The organism is Algoriphagus persicinus, assembly GCF_035156415.1.
Classification (GTDB): domain Bacteria; phylum Bacteroidota; class Bacteroidia; order Cytophagales; family Cyclobacteriaceae; genus Algoriphagus; species Algoriphagus persicinus.
In genome coordinates this window covers 47622-70976 of sequence record NZ_JAYEEY010000021.1, presented here as the reverse complement: position 1 = coordinate 70976, position 23355 = coordinate 47622, and the positions used below count along the sequence as shown (strand labels likewise).

26 protein-coding genes and 1 tRNA gene are annotated in these 23355 nt (G+C 41.8%); 15 read left to right on the top strand and 12 right to left on the bottom strand.

The genetic code is table 11. The features are described 5' to 3' along the window. Window positions 1-19: 19 nt before the first annotated feature. The 4 genes from U3A58_RS16080 to U3A58_RS16065 all read right to left on the bottom strand — a co-directional run bounded on the left by U3A58_RS16080 (window position 20) and on the right by U3A58_RS16065 (window position 1626). On the bottom strand, window positions 20-439 hold the full coding sequence (locus U3A58_RS16080) for a hypothetical protein (RefSeq protein WP_323825082.1): 420 nt from the start codon (window positions 437-439) through the stop codon (window positions 20-22). 138 nt (window positions 440-577) lie between these two features. Continuing rightward, a tRNA-Ala gene (locus tag U3A58_RS16075) sits at window positions 578-651 on the bottom strand. Between the two features lie 48 nt (window positions 652-699). Next, a complete protein-coding gene (recR, locus tag U3A58_RS16070) occupies window positions 700-1320 on the bottom strand; it encodes a recombination mediator RecR (RefSeq protein ID WP_323825080.1) in 621 nt (206 codons plus the stop codon). Window positions 1321-1332: 12 nt separating this feature from the next. Continuing rightward, window positions 1333-1626, bottom strand: a complete 294-nt coding sequence (locus tag U3A58_RS16065) for an ATP-dependent Clp protease adaptor ClpS (protein ID WP_323825078.1) — start codon at window positions 1624-1626, stop codon at window positions 1333-1335. A gap of 53 nt (window positions 1627-1679) precedes the next feature. Between U3A58_RS16065 and U3A58_RS16060 the strand changes: the two genes are divergently transcribed. Continuing rightward, entirely contained in the window at window positions 1680-3122 is a 1443-nt protein-coding gene (locus U3A58_RS16060) for a sodium:solute symporter (protein WP_323825076.1), read from the top strand. On the opposite strand, the gene U3A58_RS16055 is transcribed toward U3A58_RS16060, so the two are convergent. After that, a complete protein-coding gene (locus U3A58_RS16055; protein WP_323825074.1) occupies window positions 3123-3461 on the bottom strand; it encodes an MGMT family protein in 339 nt (112 codons plus the stop codon). Further along, window positions 3442-4335 (bottom strand): mechanosensitive ion channel family protein, encoded by an 894-nt coding sequence (locus U3A58_RS16050; protein ID WP_323825072.1) that lies wholly within the window; start codon window positions 4333-4335, stop codon window positions 3442-3444. The genes U3A58_RS16055 and U3A58_RS16050 overlap by 20 nt, the downstream gene beginning before the upstream one ends. A 59-nt stretch (window positions 4336-4394) precedes the next feature. Here U3A58_RS16050 and U3A58_RS16045 point away from each other — a divergent pair, with 59 nt between their 5' ends. From U3A58_RS16045 to U3A58_RS16035, 3 genes are read left to right on the top strand one after another with little or no spacing between them, the layout of a single operon-like run. After that, window positions 4395-5072 (top strand): SDR family NAD(P)-dependent oxidoreductase, encoded by a 678-nt coding sequence (locus U3A58_RS16045; protein WP_323825070.1) that lies wholly within the window; start codon window positions 4395-4397, stop codon window positions 5070-5072. A gap of 9 nt (window positions 5073-5081) precedes the next feature. Beyond that, window positions 5082-5540 (top strand): nuclear transport factor 2 family protein, encoded by a 459-nt coding sequence (locus tag U3A58_RS16040; protein WP_323825068.1) that lies wholly within the window; start codon window positions 5082-5084, stop codon window positions 5538-5540. A gap of 6 nt (window positions 5541-5546) precedes the next feature. Further along, on the top strand, window positions 5547-6002 hold the full coding sequence (locus tag U3A58_RS16035) for a hypothetical protein (protein ID WP_323825066.1): 456 nt from the start codon (window positions 5547-5549) through the stop codon (window positions 6000-6002). A 7-nt stretch (window positions 6003-6009) separates the two neighbouring features. On the opposite strand, the gene U3A58_RS16030 is transcribed toward U3A58_RS16035, so the two are convergent. Then, window positions 6010-6432 carry an META domain-containing protein gene (locus tag U3A58_RS16030; protein ID WP_323825064.1) on the bottom strand — a complete coding sequence of 141 codons (423 nt, stop codon included), beginning with the start codon at window positions 6430-6432 and terminating at the stop codon, window positions 6010-6012. 419 nt (window positions 6433-6851) lie between these two features. Here U3A58_RS16030 and U3A58_RS16025 point away from each other — a divergent pair, with 419 nt between their 5' ends. Genes U3A58_RS16025 through thrC form a run of 4 tightly spaced genes read left to right on the top strand, consistent with a single transcriptional unit; the run spans window position 6852 to window position 11665 of the window. After that, window positions 6852-6974: a hypothetical protein gene (locus U3A58_RS16025; RefSeq protein ID WP_323825062.1), complete on the top strand. Its 123-nt coding sequence runs from the start codon at window positions 6852-6854 to the stop codon at window positions 6972-6974. Then, window positions 6971-9421 carry a bifunctional aspartate kinase/homoserine dehydrogenase I gene (gene thrA / locus U3A58_RS16020; protein ID WP_323825060.1) on the top strand — a complete coding sequence of 817 codons (2451 nt, stop codon included), beginning with the start codon at window positions 6971-6973 and terminating at the stop codon, window positions 9419-9421. Before U3A58_RS16025 ends, thrA begins: the two co-directional genes overlap by 4 nt. Then, window positions 9421-10359, top strand: coding sequence for a homoserine kinase (locus U3A58_RS16015; RefSeq protein ID WP_323825058.1), 939 nt, complete (start codon window positions 9421-9423; stop codon window positions 10357-10359). Before thrA ends, U3A58_RS16015 begins: the two co-directional genes overlap by 1 nt. 4 nt (window positions 10360-10363) lie before the next feature. Then, window positions 10364-11665 carry a threonine synthase gene (thrC, locus tag U3A58_RS16010; RefSeq protein WP_323825056.1) on the top strand — a complete coding sequence of 434 codons (1302 nt, stop codon included), beginning with the start codon at window positions 10364-10366 and terminating at the stop codon, window positions 11663-11665. A 41-nt stretch (window positions 11666-11706) separates the two neighbouring features. Here the strand turns inward: thrC and U3A58_RS16005 are convergent, their stop codons facing one another. After that, complete coding sequence (locus tag U3A58_RS16005; protein ID WP_323825054.1) at window positions 11707-12681, bottom strand: polyprenyl synthetase family protein; 975 nt, start codon at window positions 12679-12681, stop codon at window positions 11707-11709. A gap of 291 nt (window positions 12682-12972) precedes the next feature. Between U3A58_RS16005 and U3A58_RS16000 the strand changes: the two genes are divergently transcribed. From U3A58_RS16000 to U3A58_RS15980, 5 genes are all read left to right on the top strand, one after another. Then, entirely contained in the window at window positions 12973-13476 is a 504-nt protein-coding gene (locus U3A58_RS16000; RefSeq protein ID WP_323825052.1) for a DUF4199 domain-containing protein, read from the top strand. A 63-nt stretch (window positions 13477-13539) separates the two neighbouring features. Then, window positions 13540-15237: a 1-acyl-sn-glycerol-3-phosphate acyltransferase gene (locus tag U3A58_RS15995; protein ID WP_323825112.1), complete on the top strand. Its 1698-nt coding sequence runs from the start codon at window positions 13540-13542 to the stop codon at window positions 15235-15237. After that, on the top strand, window positions 15215-16273 hold the full coding sequence (locus tag U3A58_RS15990) for an NAD(P)H-dependent glycerol-3-phosphate dehydrogenase (RefSeq protein ID WP_323825050.1): 1059 nt from the start codon (window positions 15215-15217) through the stop codon (window positions 16271-16273). The genes U3A58_RS15995 and U3A58_RS15990 overlap by 23 nt, the downstream gene beginning before the upstream one ends. 75 nt (window positions 16274-16348) lie before the next feature. Beyond that, window positions 16349-16522 (top strand): hypothetical protein, encoded by a 174-nt coding sequence (locus tag U3A58_RS15985; RefSeq protein ID WP_323825048.1) that lies wholly within the window; start codon window positions 16349-16351, stop codon window positions 16520-16522. Further along, on the top strand, window positions 16519-16995 hold the full coding sequence (locus U3A58_RS15980) for a nucleotidyl transferase AbiEii/AbiGii toxin family protein (protein ID WP_323825046.1): 477 nt from the start codon (window positions 16519-16521) through the stop codon (window positions 16993-16995). Before U3A58_RS15985 ends, U3A58_RS15980 begins: the two co-directional genes overlap by 4 nt. Window positions 16996-17034: 39 nt before the next feature. On the opposite strand, the gene U3A58_RS15975 is transcribed toward U3A58_RS15980, so the two are convergent. Both U3A58_RS15975 and fbp read right to left on the bottom strand, forming a co-directional pair. Further along, entirely contained in the window at window positions 17035-18198 is a 1164-nt protein-coding gene (locus U3A58_RS15975; RefSeq protein WP_323825044.1) for a PQQ-dependent sugar dehydrogenase, read from the bottom strand. Window positions 18199-18266: 68 nt separating this feature from the next. Beyond that, the gene (gene fbp, locus U3A58_RS15970; protein ID WP_323825042.1) at window positions 18267-19304 is read right to left on the bottom strand and encodes a class 1 fructose-bisphosphatase; all 1038 of its coding nucleotides are present in this window, start codon (window positions 19302-19304) and stop codon (window positions 18267-18269) included. Window positions 19305-19361: 57 nt separating this feature from the next. Here fbp and U3A58_RS15965 point away from each other — a divergent pair, with 57 nt between their 5' ends. Beyond that, window positions 19362-20630, top strand: a complete 1269-nt coding sequence (locus U3A58_RS15965) for an aspartate kinase (protein WP_323825040.1) — start codon at window positions 19362-19364, stop codon at window positions 20628-20630. A gap of 92 nt (window positions 20631-20722) precedes the next feature. Then, window positions 20723-21847, top strand: coding sequence for a Gfo/Idh/MocA family protein (locus U3A58_RS15960; protein ID WP_323825038.1), 1125 nt, complete (start codon window positions 20723-20725; stop codon window positions 21845-21847). 21 nt (window positions 21848-21868) lie between these two features. Here U3A58_RS15960 and U3A58_RS15955 read toward each other — a convergent pair whose 3' ends face one another. Next, window positions 21869-22744, bottom strand: a complete 876-nt coding sequence (locus tag U3A58_RS15955; protein WP_323825036.1) for a fructosamine kinase family protein — start codon at window positions 22742-22744, stop codon at window positions 21869-21871. After that, entirely contained in the window at window positions 22737-23222 is a 486-nt protein-coding gene (locus U3A58_RS15950) for a low molecular weight protein-tyrosine-phosphatase (RefSeq protein WP_323825034.1), read from the bottom strand. Before U3A58_RS15950 ends, U3A58_RS15955 begins: the two co-directional genes overlap by 8 nt. Between the last annotated feature and the right edge of the window lie 133 nt (window positions 23223-23355).

The window sequence follows — 23355 nt, the reverse complement described above, 5'->3', positions numbered from 1 at the left end:
CAGGCGAATTTAAACATTCTTAAGTAGATCTTTTCGAAATGACTAAAATGACGCGTTTGTCTTCGGTTTTATGAGGGTTATTTAGATCCGGATAAGGGATGGCATCGATCAGTTTTGCCCTGTATTCTGAGGTAGAGAACTCATCTGGAAATCCACTTGCATTTTCATTGGTGCTAAGTTGCAAGTCCAGGTTCTTTCCATCGATTTTAAGCTGTGCGTCAATGATGATCATTCCAGCCCAAATGCATTGCGCTCCGTTAGGACATCGAGAATCCTGAATGTCTAAAAGTGTGATGGAAATGTTTTTAGGACAGTTTTCGAGCGTTTCATTGATTGCTATTTCAAATTCTTGTCCAACGTCAAATCCATTGCAGGCAATCTTATCATCACAAGAGAAAAGTAAGGAAACTGATAGAAATAGAATCAATAGGTTACGCATCGCGATTCGATTAAGTATTAGCTCAAAAGTATAGCGTATACGGATATTAGGATGGGAGCGCTACAAATCATTCTGTATTAAAAGTGAAGGTGGGTTATAAATACAAAAAGCTCCACATTTCTGTGAAGCTTTTGAAAGTGGAGAATAACGGATTCGAACCGTTGACCCCTACACTGCCAGCGTAGTGCTCTAGCCAACTGAGCTAATCCCCCTTTTGGTTTGCAAATATAGACCTAGGTTTTTGCTGTGCAAAGGAAATTTTACTCGGTAGCGTAATTAATTCGAGTCATGATACTGCGGCCAAGTGTGACTTCATCAGTGAATTCTAATTCTCCTCCTACAGGTATTCCCCTAGAGATAGAGCTTACCTGAATGCCTTTTTCCTTCAGTTTCTTTGCAAGATAGAAAGAGGTGGTATCGCCTTCCATGGTAGCACTCAGTGCTAAAATCACTTCTTGAATAGGTTCCTTTTGTGCAGCAAAATCTACTCTGGTCAACAAAGATTCGATCTTCAATTCTTCTGGCCCAATCCCCTGGATTGGTGAAATTACTCCTCCTAGCACATGGTATTTTCCCTGAAACTGGTTTGTATTCTCTATTGCTAAAACATCACGAATATCCTCGACCACGCAAAGAATAGAACCGTCTCTTCTATGACTTAGGCAAATGCTGCATTCTTCTGCATCAGAAATATTGTGACAGGTTTTGCAATACTGGATGTCAGTTCGCATACGGGTAATCGCCAATGCCAAGGCTTCAGTATTTGCTTCGTGCTGCTTCAGAAGGTGAAGCGCAAGTCGAAGTGCAGTTTTCTTACCGATTCCAGGAAGTCTGGATATTTCAGTGACAGCATCTTCTATCAGTTTGGAAGGAAAATTCAATTCTATGTGGATTTAAACTATTGCGGCTTGTATTCCGGCATCTAATATAGCTTCACACATAGGTTTTAGCTCTGTAATACTGCCTTTTTTTACCGCGCATTTTCCCTTGTAATGGATGGTGATTGTGCATTGCTCGGCCTGCTCTATGCTGTGCTTGCAGACTTTCATGAGAATCTTGGTCACATGATCGAATGTGTTGAATTCGTCATTGTACACAATCAGGTCATTGGATTCGATATCTATCAATTCCTCCACCAGAACTTCTGATTCTTCGATATACGGAAGTGGCTCGTTTGAATGATTCATTTTGCAAAATTAAGAATATTGGACAACTTAGCGAACCCACTTCAATACGATTTATGAATTCACAATTGGTCCTACTGGTAATCTGTTGTTATTTTTTACTGCTATTTCTTATTTCCTGGTTTACTTCCCGCAAGGTTTCCGCCGATACCTTCTTTACAGGAGATCGCCAATCACCTTGGTTTTTGGTGGCTTTCGGGATGATAGGCGCATCTCTTTCGGGGGTTACCTTTATTTCTGTTCCTGGTGAAGTCGGCAATACTAACTTCTTTTACTTCCAAGTTGTTTTGGGTTATACGCTAGGCTATTTCACCATAGCCAAGGTACTTCTCCCGCTTTACTATCGATTGAATTTAGTATCCATCTATTCTTACTTGGATGACAGATTTGGCTTTTGGTCTTATAAGACTGGGGCCTTTTTCTTTATTCTCTCAAGAACTTTGGGTTCATCCATCCGAGTGTTTTTGGTTGCGAGTGTCTTACAGTTGATCCTTTTTGATTCCTTAGGCATTCCGTTTTGGCTTTCTGTGCTGATTACGGTTGGCTTGATCTGGCTTTATACCCACCGTGGAGGCATCAAAACGGTCGTGTGGACGGATACCTTGCAAACGTTCTTTATGCTAGCCGCTGTGGTGGTTTGCGTGATTATGGTGGGAAATGAATTGAACTATGACGGGGTGAGTGATTACTTCAAAGCTGTTTCCAATGATCCTCGATCCCAAATTTTCAATTGGGACTGGAAAGCCGGTACCAATTTCTTTAAGCAGTTTATCTCCGGAGCATTTATTACTATCGTGATGACAGGGCTGGATCAGGATATGATGCAGAAGAATTTGACCTGTAAGAATATTGGCGATGCGCAGAAGAACATGTTCTGGTTTACGACTATTTTAGTCTTTGTGAATTTGCTTTTCTTGGCTTTGGGCGTGTTGCTTTACCTCTATGCGGAGACTCAGGGAGTACAGCTTCCAACTAAAACGGATGAACTTTTCCCCCTGTTAGCCACTCAATATTTCTCACCCTTTGCGGGAATTGTGTTTGTGCTGGGTATTACGGCGGCGGCTTATTCCAGTGCCGATTCTACGCTTACAGCTTTGACTACCTCATTTTGCATAGATTTTCTTGAAATAGAGAAAAGATATCCTGCGGAAAAGCGCGTGTCAGTTCGAAAGAAGGTGCACCTAGTATTCACCTTTGTGATGTTTTTGGTGATTATGGCTTTTTACTGGATCAATAATCAGAGTGTAATTAATTCTGTATTTGTGATAGCGGGATATACTTATGGTCCTTTGCTTGGACTGTATGCTTTTGGATTATTTACCAAGTGGCAGATTAAAGATAAATTCGTTCCTTACCTCGCTGTGTTTGCACCCGCGTTGACCTTCGCTATAGCCTACAATTCAGAGAGATTGTTTTGGGGTTACAAATTCGGTTTCGAAGCGCTAATCTTGAATGGGCTGATTATGTTTGTTGGGTTGTATTTGTTAAGAAGGAAATAATCAAAGCGCCAGCTCTACCTCTGGATTCCAGAAGACTTTCTCGAAGTTCTGAACTTTGTCTTTCACTATTTTCACACCTTCCTTTTCGAGCAATTCCTGCATCTCAGTAGCTGTGGAAAAATGCCCTTTTCCAGTCAATAATCCCTGACTATTTACCACACGATGGGCAGGCACATCAGCCATCGTATGGGCAGCATTCATGGCATATCCCACCATTCTGGCACCACTTTTTATCCCAAGATAATGTGCAATGGCTCCGTAGTTGGTGACTCTTCCGTTCGGAATCAAACGGACCACCTGATAGACTAAATCGAAATAATTAGGCTTTTCGGGTTTCATTAGACCAGTTGATCAAGGCTTGGTTGATTACTTTTCTTACGTTGGATTCAGTAGTCTTTTCGCCAGACTTAATTGGGAATTGGTAGCGGACAATGATACTTTCTGGCTTTCTTTCGATCACATTCAGCTGGGCACCATCTACAAAGACAAGCTCCGAAAAATCAGCTAAAGAGTGGTTGAGTTGGCTTTCTAATTCATTCAATTCAATTTTGGTGTAGAAGGGTAATTCCGAGTCGAAGATCATTTGATGTGAATTGTTTTTGGAGTAATTCACCACTTCTGAGGTCAAGGCTAGGGTATTTGGGACAATGATTAGCTCGCCCGTCTCACTTTTGAGCACCATATTGATCAGCGTGATATCGCGAATAAAACCCACGTTTTTCCCAATCAAGATCTTATCTCCTATCTCCAGCTGATCTGAAAACATGATGATCAAGCCATTCACAATATTGGTGATGTAATCCTTGGTGAGTAGGGCTATTGCAGCTGCGACTATGGTGATGCTGGTGAGGAATTTTAATGGCTCAACTCCAAAAAGCAACATCAGTCCTACCAAGATGACTATTACGTTCATCAAGGTAGCAAGTCGATCAATACCTATCACGAAGTTTGGTTGCACTCTTGATTCTTCGGTTCTTTTAAGATAAAACTGAAGCGTGATAATGCGGGCAAGGGAGATGATGAGGTTTCCACTGAGGAGAAAAATCAACGCGCGAACCACATTAGCGATGATTGCATACCGCTCAAAAAGTGGTGTAAGCCAAGTATTTGATTCAAAACCCACAATTAAAATCAAAAGTAAAACCAGCTTTAATAGGAAGTTTCTTCTTCGCTTGTTTTCCTGACTCTTAATGATGCTTTTGAGTTGATTCATATCGTTTTTGAAAAATTAAGCCTAATTTTAACAAATATCAGAAAGAATTTTGGAGTAGTATGAGCAGAAATATCATTATCACAGGAGCAGGAGGAAATCTGGGTTCAGCAGTTGTAGAGAAGTTTGCGCGCGAAGGATACCACATCATTGCATTGGTTCAGCCAGGCAAAGACTATGATTTGGAAGATGCTGATGATATCTACGAAGTGGATGTAACCGATGAAAAGGCCGTTTCTGAATTCATTAAGGAGTACCATTTGCAATATGGAAGTGTGGATGCATTGGCATTTTTGGTCGGTGGTTTTGCTATGGGAGGAATAGCAGAAACTACCCATTCAGACTTAGAGAAAATGTTTATGCTGAATTTTTTCTCAGCGTTTCATTTAGTAAAAGGCTTTTTGCCAGTCATGAAAAAGCAAGGCAAAGGCACCCTGCTTTTTGTAGGAGCAAGACAAGCACTGCAATTGGAGGATGCTGGGGTTGCTTTGGCCTATTCCCTGAGTAAAAAGCTTGTAATCTCTCTAGCTGAAATAGTGGGAGAAGAAACCAAGAATACACCGATCAGATCACATGTTTTTGTCCCTAGTATTATAGATACTCCTCCTAATCGCGAGTCAATGCCAGAGGCTGACTTTAGCAAATGGGTTCATGCAGATGAGATCGCAGAAACAATGCACTATGCAGTAAATACCCATGCGCTTCGCAATATGACATTCAAACTTTATGGAGAAGTTTAAGCTGCACTTATGAAAATAAAATCTTTTTTACTCACGTTATTCGCCTTCTTGATGGCAATTCCTGCTTTTTCGCAGTCAGAAGAAAATGCTGTAAAAACCGTAATCGAATCTCTTTTTGATGGGATGAGAGCCAAAAATGGGGATCAAATTGCTTCAGCTTTTTCAGAAAATGCAATCATGCAGACCATAGAGACAACTGGCGATACTGGTGTGGTAAAAGCAGGTTCAGTTGCTGATTTCGTCAATGGCATAGGAAGTCTTCCTACAGAGGCGAAGCTTGACGAGCGAATCACCGACTACCAAATCAATATTGACGGCCCGATGGCGACAGCCTGGACACCGTACGAGTTTTATTTCAATGACAAATTCAGCCATTGCGGCGTGAATTCCTTTCAATTAGTAAAAATGGCCGAAGGCTGGAAAATTATTTACATCATCGATACTCGCCGAAACGACGGCTGCTCCTGATAATTTATGAATACGTTTAAAGAAAAAGTTTATCAAACTGCGATTGCGCAGGTGAAAGAGAAAATCAACCTATTGAAAGCTGAGCGCAAGGCGATCAATGATGGAATCTTGGAGGACACAAAAAGTAGCGCAGGGGATAAGTTTGAGACTGGCAGAGAAACGATGTCCCGTGATCTCATGACTGTGGAGAATCAGCTTAAGCAAGCGAATTTCGAATTCGACGAACTGTGCAGATTCCAAGCCATCAAAGAGCCATCGGCTACCGTGCAAGAAGGCAGTCTAGTTCAATTAGGAATTGATAACTATCTGATTTCCATTAGTCTAGGTCAATTGACTGTGGATGGCCAAAAGCTTTTTATGCTGAGTAAAAACTCACCGCTTGGAGAGGTTTTAGTCGGGCGAAAAAAAAATGAGCAGGTAGAATTCCGCGGAAAATCTATTCTTATCACTGAAATACTGTAATCCTCACTTAGTCCCTTCTGGGTACAAAACTCATCAACTCGGTGGATCCATCGAAAAGGGTGAGTTTGTCCTGCCCTATTTTCAAATCTCCTACTTTGTCCAAAGCTGAGAGGAAGTCTTGCTCTCCAGTGCCGGGGCACAGTTTTTTGGTCTTAGCGCCAGGGTCAAGCTTGATACCAGTGCCCTCTAATGAGAAATTCCCCGAGAAATTATTACAACCTGTGAATCCAGCGAGTTTCCCGTCAGCCAGAAAGCTCAAAGTAGGAATGCCACCAGCAAACTGGTTCATATTTAGTCCAGTGCCCCTAAGGGATGAAAGAGCCCAATTGTTTTCAGTCAGTAAGCCTAGCGGGTTAATGGGCTTGGTACTTCCACAGCTCACGAAAAGCAAGAAAAGAAGTCCAAAGGATATGGTTTTAATAGCTTTCATTTTTACCAAGGGTTAATGTTCAACTAAATTAAGTGATTTGATTCCAAATTCAATTTTGTCTTTGGTTCTCACGGACAATGATTCTATTCGATCGTCAGGTTTTGGTGAAATTGTTGAGTTATTTCTAATAGAGTTTCCGTTTTTTTCGAAAAACTCTAATGGTTTGTTTGGCTAATAGAAATTTTGGCAGTAAGATTGTCTTGTCAATTGTCCAGTTATGGTATTTGCAGCAAAAATCTCTTTAGACATCAATCTACTTCCAGCCATGGAAGCGAGAGCCTGCACCACTTTTTCTATGACGACATGGATGGGTACCACTATTACGGGGTGATCCCGTTTCAATTTATAAAGTATCCGCCCCCGAGGCCTTTAGTAGGTCTATTTTAATTTCCCAGTAATTAATTCCAGAAGTATTATTTATGAAATCGAGCATGACTGAAGCGTCACACAGAAGTATGATTATCAACTATGCGAGATTCCATCCCGTTTCCTTCATCACGGGACAGGTTATGACCTTTGAAAAGAAAATTATCAACATATGAAAATCATCAAGTTCGGTGGCTCGTCCGTAGCGAACCCAGAAAATATACAGCGAGTATTCTCCATCATTCAGGACAAACTCAAAGAGCACGAAATCGCCATTGTTTTTTCCGCTTTTGGTGGAGTCACAGAGAGTTTGCTAAAGATTGCTCAGTTGGCCAGAGAAGGAGATGAGGCGTATAGGGACGTGCTTCAAACGCTTGAAGAGAAGCATTTGACGATTGTGCGTCAACTCATTTCTGTTCAGAGCCAATCCACGGTGATGACTTTTGTGAAGGTGAGATTCAAAGAACTTGAAGATCTATTCCACGGTATCTACCTGATCAAAGAGAACTCGCCTCGCACGTTGGATTATGTGGCGAGTTTTGGGGAACGGCTGGCGGCATTTATCCTGGCAGAGTCTATGCAGGGTCAGGGGTTGAAAACCCAGTTTCTCGACGCCAGAGACGTTATTCGCACTAATGATAGATTTGGACAGGCAAAAGTTGATTTTGAAGTCACTAATGCTGCGATCAAAAATTATTTTGACAAACATGAGGGAATCAAGGTCGTTACTGGATTTATAGCTTCCACAGCTAAAGGCGAGACGACTACGCTTGGTAGATCAGGGTCTGACTACACCGCAGCGATTTTGGCGGCAGCGCTGGATGCAGAGAATCTTGAGATATGGACTGATGTCTCAGGAGTGCTAACTTCAGATCCGAAGTTGGTTTACACTGCATTTACCATTCCTCAGCTGAGCTACAACGAGGCGATGGAGCTATCGCATTTTGGGGCAAAAGTGATTTTCCCCGCGACCATGCAGCCTGCTATGCGCAGAAGTATCCCGATTTACATCAAAAATACCTTTGAACCAGAAAATCCCGGTACCCTCATCAACGGTGATGTGAGTCCAGGAGCTTTGATCAAAGGAATAAGCTCTATACCAAACGTGTCTATTGTGACTGTACAAGGAGCTGGAATGTTGGATTCAGTAGTCGGTACAAGTCGCGTCTTCAAAGCATTGGCAGAGGCCAAAGTTAATATTTTGCTGATCTCACAAGCCTCTTCGGAGCATAGCATTTGCCTAGCAATCAAGACTCAAGAATCTTATTTGGCAAAGGAGGCAGTAGAAAAAGAGTTTTACTACGAAATCAAGTCAGGTGAAATGGATCAGGTAATCTTGCTGCATGACTTGGCTACCGTAGCAGTAGTCGGTGAAAACATGAAACACAACCCAGGTGCTTCGGGACGAATGTTCCGCGCATTGGGTAGAAACAACATTAACGTAGGTGCAATTGCACAGGGAAGCTCGGAGTTGAATATCTCAGCGGTGATTCCTCAGCCTGATTTGCAAAAAGCGCTGAATGCACTTCACGAGGCATTTTTCCTCTCTGAGAACAAAGTGCTTCACGTATTCTTAGTGGGTACAGGACTGATTGGTCAGGCTTTGATCAAAATGATTGCCAATCAGCAGCAGAAACTACGTGGGGACAATGAGCTGGATATCCAAATTCACGGGCTTGCAAACAGCCGATTTATGGCATTCCATGAGGATGGCTTTGATCTTAGCAACCCATACGAATTGAGTGATTCAGACACGAAAACTGACCTCAGCAAATTCATCAAAACCATGGAAGAGATGAATTTCTCCAATTCGGTATTTGTGGATTGTACTGCAAGTCAAGATGTGGCTGGGCTTTATACTCAAATCCTGGAAGCTAAAGTGGCTATTGTCACTCCAAATAAAAAAGCTAATTCTGGCTCCATGGAGCAGTATAGATCGTTAAAGAAATTGGCGAAAAAACGAGGTGTAAAATTCCTGTATGAAACCAACGTGGCAGCCGGTCTACCTGTAATCAATACACTTCAAGACTTGATGCTAAGTGGAGATAAGGTGATCCGTATAGAAGCGGTACTTTCCGGTTCTATGAATTATATTTTCTCTGAACTTGAAAAAGGTGACCCTTTCTCTGAAGTGGTGAAAAAAGCAAAGGAACTGGGATTTACTGAGCCAGACCCAAGAGATGATTTGAGCGGAATGGATGTGGCTAGAAAGATCTTGATATTAGGCCGCGAAGCAGAACAAGATTTGGAGTTTGATTCCATAGACATTCAAAGCATGGTGCCGGATGATTGTCAGGATTTAGGTTCTGTTCCTGAGTTTTTTGAAGTACTGAAAACGCACGATAAAGATTTTGCAGCAATGCTTAAAACTGCTGAAGAGAAGGGAGAAAAGCTTCGCTTTATGGCGACTTTGGAGAATGGTAAAGCTAAAGTTGGATTGAATTCACTTCCTATTTCACATCCATTCAGTGGATTGGGAGGAAGCGATAATATGATTCTATTGACTACTGATAGATATCGTGATAGACCCATGATCATCAGAGGTCCAGGTGCTGGTGCAGACGTAACTGCTGCAGGAGTATTTGCAGATGTGATTCGTATCGGTAACTACACTAGAGAATAATGTTGCGCTCCGTCAAAGCTTATGCCCCTGCAACTGTCGCCAATGTGTCCTGTGGATTTGATATCCTTGGTTTTGCGATTGATGCGATGGGCGATACAGTAGAACTGGTTCTGAAAGATGAGCCGGGATTAGTTGTCGTTTCCATAGAAGGAGACGGCGGGAAACTTCCACTGGAAGCAGAGAAAAACACCTGTGCGGTGGCTATTCAAGCCATGTTGGAAGAATTGGATTCCAAGGTGGGTATGAATATTTACCTGACAAAGGGTTTGCCTTTAGGTTCAGGAATGGGTTCAAGCGCGGCAAGTGCAGTAGCGGCATTAGCAGCTGCCAACCGGCTGTTGGGGGATCCATTTGAGAAGAAAGAGCTTTTACCCTTTGCGATAGCGGCTGAAAAAGTAGCTTGTGGAGCAGGGCACGCGGATAATGTCGCCCCAAGTTTATTGGGAGGTTTTGTTCTGATTCGCGATTACCATCCGCTGGATGTGATCAAGCTTCCAGTTCCAAATGGTCTTTATTGTACGTTGTTGCACCCACATTTTGAGCTGAAAACGGCAGATTCCAGGTCAGTGTTGAGAGATCAGATCCCTATGAAGTATGCGACGATTCAGTCAGGAAATGTGGCGGGATTAATTGCGGGATTATATGAAAGTGATTTTGAATTGATTTCAAGATCGCTTAGGGATGTGATCGCAGAACCTTATCGTGCAGTTTTGCTTCCAGGTTTTTACGAAGTCAAAGAAGCTTTGAAAGCAGCCGGAGCGCTCGGTATGGGCATTTCTGGCTCAGGACCTACACTATTCGCTCTTTCCAGGGGAAAAGAAACAGCAATTGCGTTAGCTAAAGCAGCTGAAAAAATCTATCAAGGAATTGGCTTGGGCGTAGATGTGTATTTCTCTGAAATCAACACCAAAGGCGCTTACGTTATTGAAGAAAAATAAACTTATGAAGTTTTTTAGTACGAATAATCCTGCACATCAAGTCAATCTTGCCGAAGCGGTGATCAAAGGTCTGGCACCAGATCAGGGGCTTTATATACCTTTGGAAATCCCTGTTTTACCAAAAGAGCTTTTGGATAAATTTCCAGAAATGAGTTTTCAGGAAATAGGCTATGAAGTAATTGGAGCTTTGTTTTCGACTGCCTTAAGCGAAGAGCAGATGAAGGAGTTAGTAGATCATACGCTGACCTTCGATGCGCCTCTGGTGAAGGTGGAGGAAGATGTGTATAGCTTAGAGCTTTTTCATGGCCCGACGCTGGCATTTAAGGATTTTGGAGCGCGATTCTGTTCCAAATTGATGAGTATGTTGATGGCTAAGTCCGATCAGAAAGTAAGGGTGCTTGTCGCTACTTCAGGAGATACGGGAAGCGCAGTAGCCAATGGGTTTTTGGGAGTGGACGGAGTAGAAGTGATCATCCTTTTTCCGAAGGGAAAAGTAAGTGAGCTCCAGGAAAAACAATTTACTACCTTAGGACAAAATATAACGGCACTGGAAGTAGATGGCGTTTTTGACGATTGCCAAAAGTTGGTGAAGGACGCATTTTTGGATGCGGATTTGAATACTAAACTTTTGCTAACTTCAGCAAATTCTATCAATGTAGCACGTTGGATTCCGCAATGCTTGTACTATTTCTATGCTTTTTCCAGGCTGCCAAAAAACGATAAAAAAGTAGTGTTCGCTGTTCCGTCGGGAAATTTCGGGAATTTAGCTGCTGGGATTTTAGCACAAAAAATGGGCTTGCCTATTGATCAATTTGTAGCTGCAACAAATGTGAACAAAGTAGTTCCAGACTATTTGAATGGAGCCGATTTTCTTAAGATGTCCTCGATTGCTACGATAAGCAATAGTATGGACGTCGGGAATCCGAGCAATTTCCCTAGGTTATTGGCCTTGTATGGAGATGATGCCAACGTATTGAAGGATAATGTGAAGGGTTTTTTCTACTCCGACGAAGAAACAGTTGAAGTGATGCAGGCTGTCAAAAAAATGGGTTACACGCTCGACCCTCACGGAGCGGTTGGATACATAGGTTTGAAGGATTTTATGACTGCCAATGCTGGGTTCCAAGGCGTATTTTTGGAAACTGCACATCCAGGTAAATTCCGGGAAACTGTAGAGAAGGCACTGGACTTAAAGTTGGCTTTGCCAGAACGACTTGCAGCGTTTATGGACGGAGAGAAAAAAGTGGAAGCTTTGGAAAATGACTTTGAGGAGTTTAAGGTGTATTTGGAGGGCTTAGAAGCTTAAAGTCAGCCGCTTAACTAGTGAAAGGGAAAGGGACTAGATTTCTATTTCTTCCTTTCAATAGTGTAGCTGACCAGTCCCACCAAGGATGTTTTGTAGGATGATTCTGGAAAAGTATTCAAGATATCGAGGGCTTCCCTGTAAAACCTGTCCATGATGGTTTTTGCGTATTCAAGACCACCGCTTTTCTTCACAAAGCTGATCACTTGGTTTACTGCTTTTTTATCTTCGCTGCGACTGCGGATGAGGTGGATGATTTTCTTTTTCTCTAACCAGTCTGCCTTTTGCAAAGCAAAAATAAGAGGAAGCGTCATCTTCTTCTCTTTAATATCTATGCCGACAGGTTTGCCGATTTCATCTTCACCGTAGTCAAAAAGATCGTCTTTGATCTGAAAAGCCATACCGACTTTCTCACCGAATTCCCGCATTTTGACTATAGTTTCCTCATTGCTTTCGGTGCTGGATGCACCTACAGCACAGCAAGAGGCCAACAGGCTGGCTGTCTTTTGACGGATGATGTCGTAGTAAACTTCCTCTGTAATATCGAGTTTTCTGGCTTTGGCAATTTGAAGAAGTTCGCCTTCAGACATCTCTTTAACGGCATTAGAGACTATTTTTAGCAGTTTAAAGTCGCCATTGTCCACACTCAACAGCAAACCCCTGGATAGGAGGTAGTCACCTACGAGCACTGCGATTTTATTTTTCCAGAGGGCATTTATCGAGAAAAACCCACGCCGGTAATTTGCATCATCGACTACATCATCATGTACGAGAGTAGCCGTGTGCAGCAGCTCAATAAGAGCGGCACCTCTATGGGTAGAATCGTTTATTCCTCCACACACACCTGCACTCAAGAAAACAAACATGGGGCGCATCTGCTTGCCTTTGCGCTTAACAATGTAATTAGTAATGTGGTCGAGTAGCTTGACCTTACTTTTCATGGAGTCCCGAAATTTCAGTTCAAACTGAGCCATTTCGTTCTCTATTGGTACTTGTATTTGCTTAAGGTCTGGTTTCATCCGGTCTTTGATGCTGTAAAAATAATACCCTTTCTCTCATGGGCAAGGGATTCATAGCCTAGGTGTAGCAATCAATTGAAAATGACGTTGATTTTAGGAAATCGAGCATGACGCAGGCGCACAGGGAGGAATGATTGTCGAACATGACGCAAGCGTCACACAGAGTGATGATTATAACCTGCGAGGTTCCACCTGCCAGACGGCAGTCAGGTGTGACAATAGAAACAAAATATAAACTCATAAAATTATGTATTTTGGATTCCTAATTATGAACCCTGAAGCCAAGAAACTATGAAAAACATTAAGATTGAAATCAAATGGGCATTGATCTTTGTAGTCATGATGCTTGCCTGGATGGTGATGGAAAAGTCCCTAGGCTGGCATGATGAAAAAATAGCAGATCATGCCGTGTTGACCAACTTGGTGGCCATACCCTCTATTGCGATCTATATTTTTGCACTGTTGGACAAAAGAAAGAATTTCTATCACGGTGTGATTAGTTATTATCAGGGCTTTATGGCAGGTTTGGTGATTACTCTCATTGTGGCGATTTTGAGCCCGCTTGTTCAATACATCACAAGCGAATTTATTACTCCTAATTTTTTCACCAATGTTATTAATTATTCTGTGAGTATAGGCGAAATGACTCAGGATAAAGCTGAATCCTACTTTAATTTGCAAAGCTACATGATCATGTCCGTAGTAGGAGCTTTAATTATGGGGATAGCTACCTCAGCTGTTGTGGCTGTTCTTGTAAAGTCGAAGTCAAAACCTTCTGCTTTTTCTCCCAAGTGATCAGTCGTAGTAAAAAGGGCTTTTTCACTATCTTTGATTAGATTTTTAACAAAAACCAGCCACTTGGAGGAGAAATACATCAAACATAAATACGAGCCGATTCACCCCAGCAAAGAGGAATGGCCTGTAGTGAAGCTGGCGAGAGAACGGAAGGAATTTGTGAAGAAAGTGGCGGATCTATCAGAAGACAGAATTCTCAACCTCACTGGCAACCATCCTGAAATTCTCAAGGAAGAGTTAGAAACGACATTATACCGGGAAAAGCTCCGAATCAAGCAGAATCCTTGGGTAGTAGATCCTGATGATGATGGGTCTTTTTGGAGTGGAGTAAAATCTTCCTTGGTGCAAATCAGTACTGAAACTGTAAGAAGTAAAATTAAAAGCTTTCAGGCTTATAAAGCAGTTTTGAATAGTATTACAGCTCGCTATGCAGAGGAGATTGCTAGTAATTTCAAGGCGACGCATTATAAATTCACTCGCTCAGTAGTTACTTACGGCTTTTCTAGGTTGCTGAATGCGGCCAGAGTGAAAGGTTTTAAATCTATTTTCAGTAATCAGTACACGCTTCAGGATAAAATCCAGATTACTGGCGAAACAGATCAGTTGCGTGATCTGGCGACTAAAGGGACTGTGGTGATGGTTCCTACTCACTTCAGTAACCTAGATAGTATTTTAATAGGCTGGGTAATATCAGTGTTGGGTTTGCCTCCATTTATTTATGGAGCAGGATTGAATCTCTTCAATATTTCCATTTTCGCTTACTTCATGAATTCACTTGGAGCTTACAAAGTGGATAGAAGAAAGAAAAATCTGATGTATCTGGAGACGCTGAAGACTTATTCCAAGGAAGCTATTCAGTTCGGTTGCCACTCTTTATTTTTTCCTGGAGGTACCAGATCCCGAAGCGGGATGATTGAATCGAAGCTCAAGCTGGGACTTCTAAGTACTGCGATAGAAGCACAGCGGGCAAATTTTGAGAATGGGGTAAATAATATTTCAGGAAAGATTTTTATCGTACCGGTTACGATCAATTATCACTTTGTGCTGGAGGCTCCAAGTTTGATCCGTGATCATCTCAGTATCACAGGACAAGAACGATATTATAAGGAGAATGATGAATTTTCTAATTCATACAAAATCTCAAAATTTCTGATCAAGTTTTTTACTAAAGGGTCTGATATCTCTGTTTCTGTAGGGAAAGCTATGGATGTGCTGGGTAACTATGTAGATGAGGACGGAAGAAGTCTGGACAAGCATGGTAGAATAATTAATACGCGGGATTATTTTATTTCTGACGGGAAAGTCTCAGTGGATAATCAGCGGGAGGAAGAGTACACCAATATGCTTGGCAAGCGCATCGTAGAGGAATTCCATAAAATCAACCGCGTATTTAATTCGCATTTGGTGGCTTTTGTGGCTTTTGAAATGATCAAAAAGCAAAACAGAAAGCTAGATTTGTTTGATTTGTTAAGACTTCCCGAGGAAGAGATTTCCATTCCATACGAGGACTTCAAGGCGAGTTGTCAGCTCGTTTTGGACAAAATCAATGAGTTGAAGTCTCAAGGTCATATCAATACTGCGCCGCATCTTTATCTTGATATGGACGAAATCGTCAAGCGAGGCATGGAAAACGTAGGAATGTACCATGCCAAACGCCCAATTATTCAAGATAAAAATGGAGATATAGGCACGGATGATATGAGCTTACTTTATTTTTATCATAACAGATTAGCAGGATATGGACTCGAAAAACTCTACTAAATCTAAGTACATCGGTGTAATCGGAGTGGGAAGCTTTGGGGCAGTAATTGCAAATATTCTGGCTGCCAAAAATCCAGTGATGGTTTATGCGCGAAAGCAGGAAGTGGTGGAGGAAATCAATACCACTCATACTGCTCAGGGAAAAGCACTGAGTGACAATGTAATTGCTTCAAATGACCCGGAGCAACTTTGCAATAGCTGTGATGTGCTCTTTTTCATGGTTCCATCAGCTGGATTCCAGAATGTGGTGAGAACTTTCTCTCCTTTTCTTTTTCCATATCATTTGATTATTCATGGAACAAAAGGTCTTTGTCTAAATCTCAAAACAGGAGAAACGCTAGAGACTGTCAAGAGAATCAAACGAAGCCAAATCTTAACTATGAGCGAAGTGATCCTTCAGGAAACTGTCGCTGTACGTGTGGGATGCCTAGCTGGCCCTAATCTTTCTAAAGAACTATCCCAAGGCCAACCCGCGGCTACTGTGATCGCTAGTAAATACAATGAGGTGATCTTGGAGGGACAGAGTCTGTTGAGATCCGAGAAATTCCAGGTTTATGGGAATTCGGATATTATCGGAGTGGAGATCAGCGGAGTGTTGAAAAACATCATAGCGATTGCCTCTGGAGCATTGGCTGGATTAGGATTGGGTGAAAATGCCAAAGGACTTCTGATCAGCCGAGGAATGGTGGAAATGATTCACTTGGGCAATGCACTCGGTGGCAGTATCAAATCTGTGATGGGCCTAGCAGGCATAGGTGATTTGGTGGCTACCTGCAATTCGGTTCATTCCAGGAATTTCACCGTAGGATATAGGCTTGCCAAAGGAGATTCGCTGGACACGATTCTGGGGGATATGGAAGAGGTAGCAGAAGGGATTAATACCGTGAGGATCATCAAGGCTTTTTTGGAGACAGCAGATCTTCGGGCACCGATCACAGAGAATCTTTATCGGGTTCTTTTTGAAGATTTGGAGATTGAAGAGGCGCTTCAGTTTTTGATGAAATATCCTTTTAATGTGGATGTGGATTTTGTGTAAAAAAGTAAGATGATAAAGTATGCTGTTTCATTTCAGATTTTCATTTGATATCTTAAAGTGATGGAAATTAGATTTTTGACAAAAGAGGAAAGCAACGGATTTAGGAAGAAGGAGTTTTTAGCCCTTTCTGGTGCTGAGCGTTTTAAAGCATTTTTAGCGCTGAGCAGAAAAATAAATCTGTTGTTTCCTTCAAAGTCTTCTTTCAAAGAACGCACGAAAGGCAATTTCATTCTTGAAAGAAAAAAATGAATCAAATTTGGCAAGAAAATATTAGCGGATTTATTGAGCTAGCAAATAAGCATGAAGTGAAAATGTTACTTGTAGGTGGAGGTGCTGTTAATTTTCATGGATATCAAAGACACTCGGCTGATGTAGATTTTTGGATTAAAACTGATCAAGAAAACCTTGCAAAACTGGTTGCAACCTTTAATGAAATGGGATTTGAGATTGAAGAATTCCCAGTAGAAGTGAGGGATCAAATGAAGAATATTTCCGTGAAGTTTACACCGGAAGATCTGGACTTGGAATTGATTACAAGATTTGAAATTGGTAAAACTTTCGATGAAGCCTATGAGAGTGCCGATGAAGTTGACATTGTTGGCTTCCCTTTAAAAATGTGGAAGGTGCTAAACTATGAAGATTTAATTGAAAGTAAATTGAGGGCTGCTCGGGCTAAAGATTTATTGGATATTGATCAGTTAAAAAAAAACAAAGCTCTCTGAAACTTCAGAGAGCTTTGTGCTTATTTACTCATTAGGAGACTATCTAATCGGGATAAGCTTCACCATCAATCCAGTAGCTTGAGTGATTGCATAGATATAACCTTCTGGACTTTGAGATACCTGACGTACCCGACCAAAATCCTGAAGCATTATTTCCTGTTCACCAGCGGAAGATCCGTCCATGTCCACTCTATTGATATGCATTTTGGCTAGTGCTCCAATCAGGATATCACCTTTCCAGGCAGGGTATTTATCTGAAGTGACCATAGTCATTCCAGCTGTAGCAATAGATGGAACATAATAAGTCAAAGGCTGCACCATTCCTTCTTTTTCCTGAATATCCGAGATTGGCGTATCATCGTAGTCAATACCCCAAGTAATTACTGGCCAGCCGTAATTATTTCCTTTTTCGATCAGGTTTAGCTCATCGCCTCCTTGAGGGCCATGCTCGGTTGCATACAATTTGTTGTTCTCCTTATCGAAGTACATTCCTTGAGGATTTCTGTTTCCATAAGTCCAAATAGAGGCAACAGCTCCTTCAGTACCTACAAACGGATTGTCAGTCGGGATTTTTCCGTCGTCATGAATACGGTGAATTTTGCCATGAGAATTGGTTAGATCCTGTGCGTTAGTAGGCATGTCTCCACGCTCTCCGCTGGAGTAGTAAAGGTATCCGTCATTGTCAAAAACTATTCGGCTTCCCAAGTGTCTGCCACCTTTCCAAGCCGGCAGAGATTGAATAAGTTCTTCTTGATTAGTTGCGGTATTGCCTTCCAATTTAAACCTCATGATCGTAGTAGACGAAGTGCTATCAGGCATTGGTTTTCCGTAGGAAATATATATCCAGCCGTTTTCATCATAATTCGGATGAGCTGTTATATCCAAAAGTCCAGATTGGCTTACTGTCCAAACTTCTGGAAGTCCTTGGATTTTTTCTCCGGTATATTTGTCGTCTTTGAATATAAGTACTTCTCCTTTTTTCTCAGTGACTAGCATCCTGCCATCAGGAAGCCAGGTCATGCCCCAAGGATTTTCAAATTCTGTATAAAGGGTGTCAACATTGATCAACATTTTCTCAGTTTGCACTGCATAAGTTTCGTCGATTGGCTCGACAACTTCCTCTTTTTTGGGTGAGCAAGATGCCCATATAGAGACGGTCGCAACCATGAGAGCAATAGGTAGGTGGGGTTTGATATTTTTCATAGTCAGTTATTTAATCCCGCAAGATAAAAGACATCTTTCGAATCCTGAACCTTTTTTACACGAAGTAATTAAGAAATAGTCTTTTCCGCAAAGGAGGACAAGAAGGATTCCGCCTCTTTTACCATATCAGAAGAACCTATTAGAAGTGGAGTTCTTTGATGAAGCGAGGACGGCTGGATCTCCAAAATCCGTTGAGTTCCATCCGTCGCCATTGCTCCAGCCTGTTCGGCAATAAGTGCCAGAGCATTTGCTTCATACAACAAGCGTAACTTACCAGAGGGATTCTTTTTGGTGGCAGGATATAAGTAAATACCTCCTTTCAGCAGGTTTCTGTGAAAGTCTGCGACTAAAGAGCCTATGTATCTTGCAGAGTATCTTCTTTCCTTACATTTTTCTATATAAGCCTTAAACCCGTCTTCCCAGTCCTTCTGAGTTCCTTCATTTACCGAATAAATTTCTCCGTTCTTTGGAGCCTGAATAGCAGGGTGGGAAAGAAAAAATTCGCCCAAAGACTGTTCGTAAGTAAATCCATTTACTCCGCATCCAGTAGTATAGACCAGCATAGTGGACGATCCATAAAGCACATAGCCCGCCGCTACCTGCTCGGTACCTGCCTGCATGATGTCTTCCTTTTGGATTGGACTGCCTGCAGGAGTTTTTCTTCTATAAATTGAGAAAATCGTCCCAATACTGATATTCACATCGATATTTGAACTGCCGTCTAAGGGATCAATTGCCACTACATATTTACCGGAGCTATTCTGCAAATCAATCACAGCATCTTCCTCTTCAGAAACTATGGCACAGACTTCGCCACCTTTACTCAAGGCACGCATAAATCTGATATTTGCGATTACATCTAGTTTCTGTTGCTCTTCACCTTGTACATTGACTTGACCAAAAGCTCCTCCGATATTTGAGAGTCCAGCACGGGTAGTTTCTCTATTTACTATCTTGGCGGCTAGTGCGATATCGCGTAGTAGCTGGGATAGTTCGCCTGAGGCAAATGGGAAATCACTCTGTTTGAGTTTGATGAATCGGTCTAAAGTAGTACCGACAGCGTAAGCCAAGCCACTTTGGTCAGGCTGGTAGGGTAGGATTTTCATATATTGGAATAGTTCAATTGGTGATTTATTACTTTTGAAAAGTAAGTAAATATTTTCATGACAGAAACTCAAATTTATAAATTTGGAGGGGCATCCGTGAAAGATGCGTCTGCAGTTAAAAACCTAGCTATTATTCTGCGTAATCGATTGCGGATTAATTTTGTGATTGTGGTTTCGGCCATGGGGAAAACCACTAATCACTTGGAAGGAATTCTTTCACTCAAATTAGCCCAGGAGGATTATTCTAGGAATAGTTCAATTTTAAAAAGCTTTCATTTAGCTATTTGTTTGGTGTTATTTCCAGTGGGACATGTTATTTTTGCTAAAATCGAGAATTACTTTATCCAGCTCCATCACGAACTGAACCGACCTCTTTCCAAGGAGAATTACGATGAGTTTTATGATCGGATTATCGGTTTTGGCGAGCTACTTTCTTCGAGGATTGTAATGGAGTATTTGTGTGCTCAAAATTTGCTAGTGCTTTGGCAAGATGTCCGGGAGCTGATATGTACGGACAGTGATTTCCGCTTTGCAAAAGTAGATTGGGATAAAACGAGAAAAAATTGCCAGTCCCAACTGAAGCCAAAACTTGAACAATACTCCGTTTTGACTCAGGGCTTTATAGGAGCCGATAGTGCAGGCAGACCTACTACGTTGGGACGAGAAGGGTCAGATTTTACTGCTGCGATTTTGGCTGCCAGTCTGGATGCAGGATCAGTGACTATCTGGAAAGATGTGCCCGGTGTATTAAATGCAGATCCAAAGATTTTTAGCGACACCACTCTTTTTACGGAGCTGGATTATCAACAAGCTGCGCAAATGACTTTCTATGGCGCGTCTGTTATTCATCCCAAGACGATCAAGCCATTGGCAAATACCGGGATTCCGCTTTTTGTCAAATCTTTTCTTAATCCCGATGAGCCTGGGACGAAGATCTATTCTGCAGCTAAGGCGATAGCTGTACCTTGTTTTATCCTAAAGAAGGATCAAATTCTGGTCAGCTTTAAGGTGACTGACTTTACATTTATAGAGGAGAAGCACATGCATCAAGTATATGAACAATTGCAGAAGCTAAAGCTACGAGTGAATATGCTACAGACTTCAGCGATTACCATTTCTATAGTGATCGACTCCCAGTCATTCAAGCTGGAGCAGTTGCTTTCTGAACTTAAGGGAGATTTTGAGATTAGGTATAATGAAGGACTAGAGTTACTCACTGTCCTTCATCCGGATTTGGATTCTATACCAAGTTTATTGGTAGGCCATGAGGTTTTGCTGGAGCAAAGTACCCGAAACACAGTTCAGATCGTCCGAAGGATAAAATAGGCTTTATGGAAGTCATTTGTAAAATAACGAGGGTATTTGGTCAAAAATCAATATTTTCAGGATATCCAAACTCAATAACCTAAACCTTACCTATGAAAACAAGAAGATTATTTTTGCAAAAAGCCAGCCTTTCTGCTATGGCATTATCAATCCCTGCCTTTAACCCCCTTTCCGCTATGACCAACCCTACAAGCTTACATTCCAAAGATTCCAAAACACTCCGGGTAGCCATCATGGGACTTGGAAGCTATGGCACTCGGGTAGCAGAAGCGATTCAGGATTGCAAAAGAACCAAGTTGGTAGGAGTGATAAGTGGTACCCCATCCAAAGTGGTGGCTTGGCGGGAGAAATATGACATTCCAGAGAAGAATTGCTACAACTATGAAAATTTCGATGCGATAAAAGATAACCCAGACATTGACGCAGTCTATGTCATCACCCCAAATGGCTTGCACAAAGATCAGGTAATCCGGGTAGCGAAAGCTGGAAAGCATGCGATCAGTGAAAAGCCTATGGCAGTCAACGCGGAAGATGGACAAGCTATGGTAGATGCTTGTAAAGCAGCAGGGGTACAGCTTTTGGTTGGATATAGAATGCACTTTGAGCCAAATACCTTGGAGGTGATACGAATGCGCAAAGCAGGTGAATTGGGAGAAATTCGATTTTTCCAAGGCTTGAGTGGCTTTGTGATTGGAGATCCAAACCAGTGGCGATTAAACCCTGTTTTATCGGGTGGAGGAGCCATGATGGATATAGGTATTTATTCGATAAATGGTGCCAGATATATGATAGGCGATGAGCCGACGTGGGTGACAGCTCAAGAAGTAAAAACCAATCCTGTAAAATTTAAAGAAGGGATAGACGAGACCATCACGTTCCAGCTTGGTTTTCCAAATGGAGTTGTTGCTTCATGTCTATCAACTTACAATATGAATAATCTGGATCGGTTTTACCTAAATGGGAGTAAGGGTTGGGCAGAGATGCAGCCTTCCACCGGCTATGGTCCTATCAAAGGAACAACTCATAAAGGGCCTCTTTCACAGCCGATAGTAACTCATCAGACTGTGCAGATGGATGAAATGGCGGCTATTATTTTTGATGGGAAAAAGCCTGAAGTGCCTGTAAATGGAGAAGAGGGCGTGAAGGATATGAAGATTATCGATGCGATTTTCAAAGCGGCCAAAACAGGGGAGAAGGTATCGCTGAGACTGGGTTGAAATCATTGATGGCGGAATGGCCTATCTTACAAATCGATTGATTGTTCGTTCGATTCCTGGAAGGTAGGCCGTGCCAAATAGATTTAAATGTACCAGCAGCGGGTACAGATTATACAGGCCTATTCTGTTTTCAAAATCCGGTTCTAATGGGAGGATTGATTCATAAGAATCATAAAATTTGGAGTCAAACCCTCCGAAAAGACGACTGAAAGCCAGATCCATTTCCCTATGTCCAAAATAAACAGCCGGATCAATTAAGCAGGGCTGGCCATCTGCTGTGCTTATTACGTTCCCTGACCACAAATCTCCATGGACTAAAGATGGTTTTTCTTTGGGGATGTTTGCTTCCAGTTTAGGGTAGATTTCCTGAAATCTCCTTAAAAATTCTAAAGGAATCAGCCGGTCAAAATATGCTTTTCCCAGCATAGGCTCTAGTCGCTGCTCAATATAGAAGTCAACCCAATTACCTGTTTGGAGATTTTTTTGATGAAGTGAGGCAATGTAGTTATCATTTCCTAGCCCGAATTCATTGTGATGTGTCAGGTGGAGATGGGCTATGCCCAAACCGAGATTCTCCCAATAGTCGAGTTTATACCTACCAGCAGAGACAAATTCTGACAGTAAGAAATTGTAATCTCCTATTCTACCGCATCCATACGTTTCGGGAACTTTCAATAAGGTGGCATTACGTAGTAAATCTAATCCTTCCGACTCTTTCAGGAGAATATCTCTTTCGTGATCGAGATTCATCTTTAGGAAAAAAATCCCCTCACTACATTCAATTCGTACACCTTGATTATGATTTCCGGCAGCAACCAGCGAGGCTGATTTTAATTCTGCCCTAGCGCCTAGGCTTTCAAAAAGTATGTGTTGGTAGATCTCGCTCTGCTCATGCATAGGGCTGATGAGTAGCTTTGACCTGAGCTAGGAAGCAGTCAAGCGCCTTGTCCAAAATCTGATATATTTCCTCAAATCCTTCTTCTCCCCCGTAATATGGATCAGGAACAGGCATTCCCTGTGTTTCAGCTACAAAATCACGCATTAAATGAATTTCTTTGTCCTCAAACCCGTATCGGATTTTTAAATTATTTAGATTTCGCAAGTTGTTTTCATCCATTGCCAGTATATATTCGAAATCTCTGAAATCCGTGCGATTCACTTGTCTTCCACGATGATTTAAAGGGAGATTGTACTTTCCGGCGCATTGTATAGTTCGCTCATCGGGTAATTCACCAATATGAAAATCAGAAGTCCCGGCACTATCACATTTGAATTGTGCCTGCATGCCTGCTTGCTTGACCTTACTATTAAAAATAGCTTCAGCAAGTGGAGATCTGCAAATATTACCCAGACAAACAAATAAAACTCTAATCATATTATTTTAACTCTGAACTTAAAAAGTTTATAAAAAACGAGGGTTTTGAAAGTACCTAATTTTCAGGAAAAATGCACGGCGTAGTTTGTGTTTTTTTATGAAACACCTTCAAACCTGTATTTTTATTTATCCT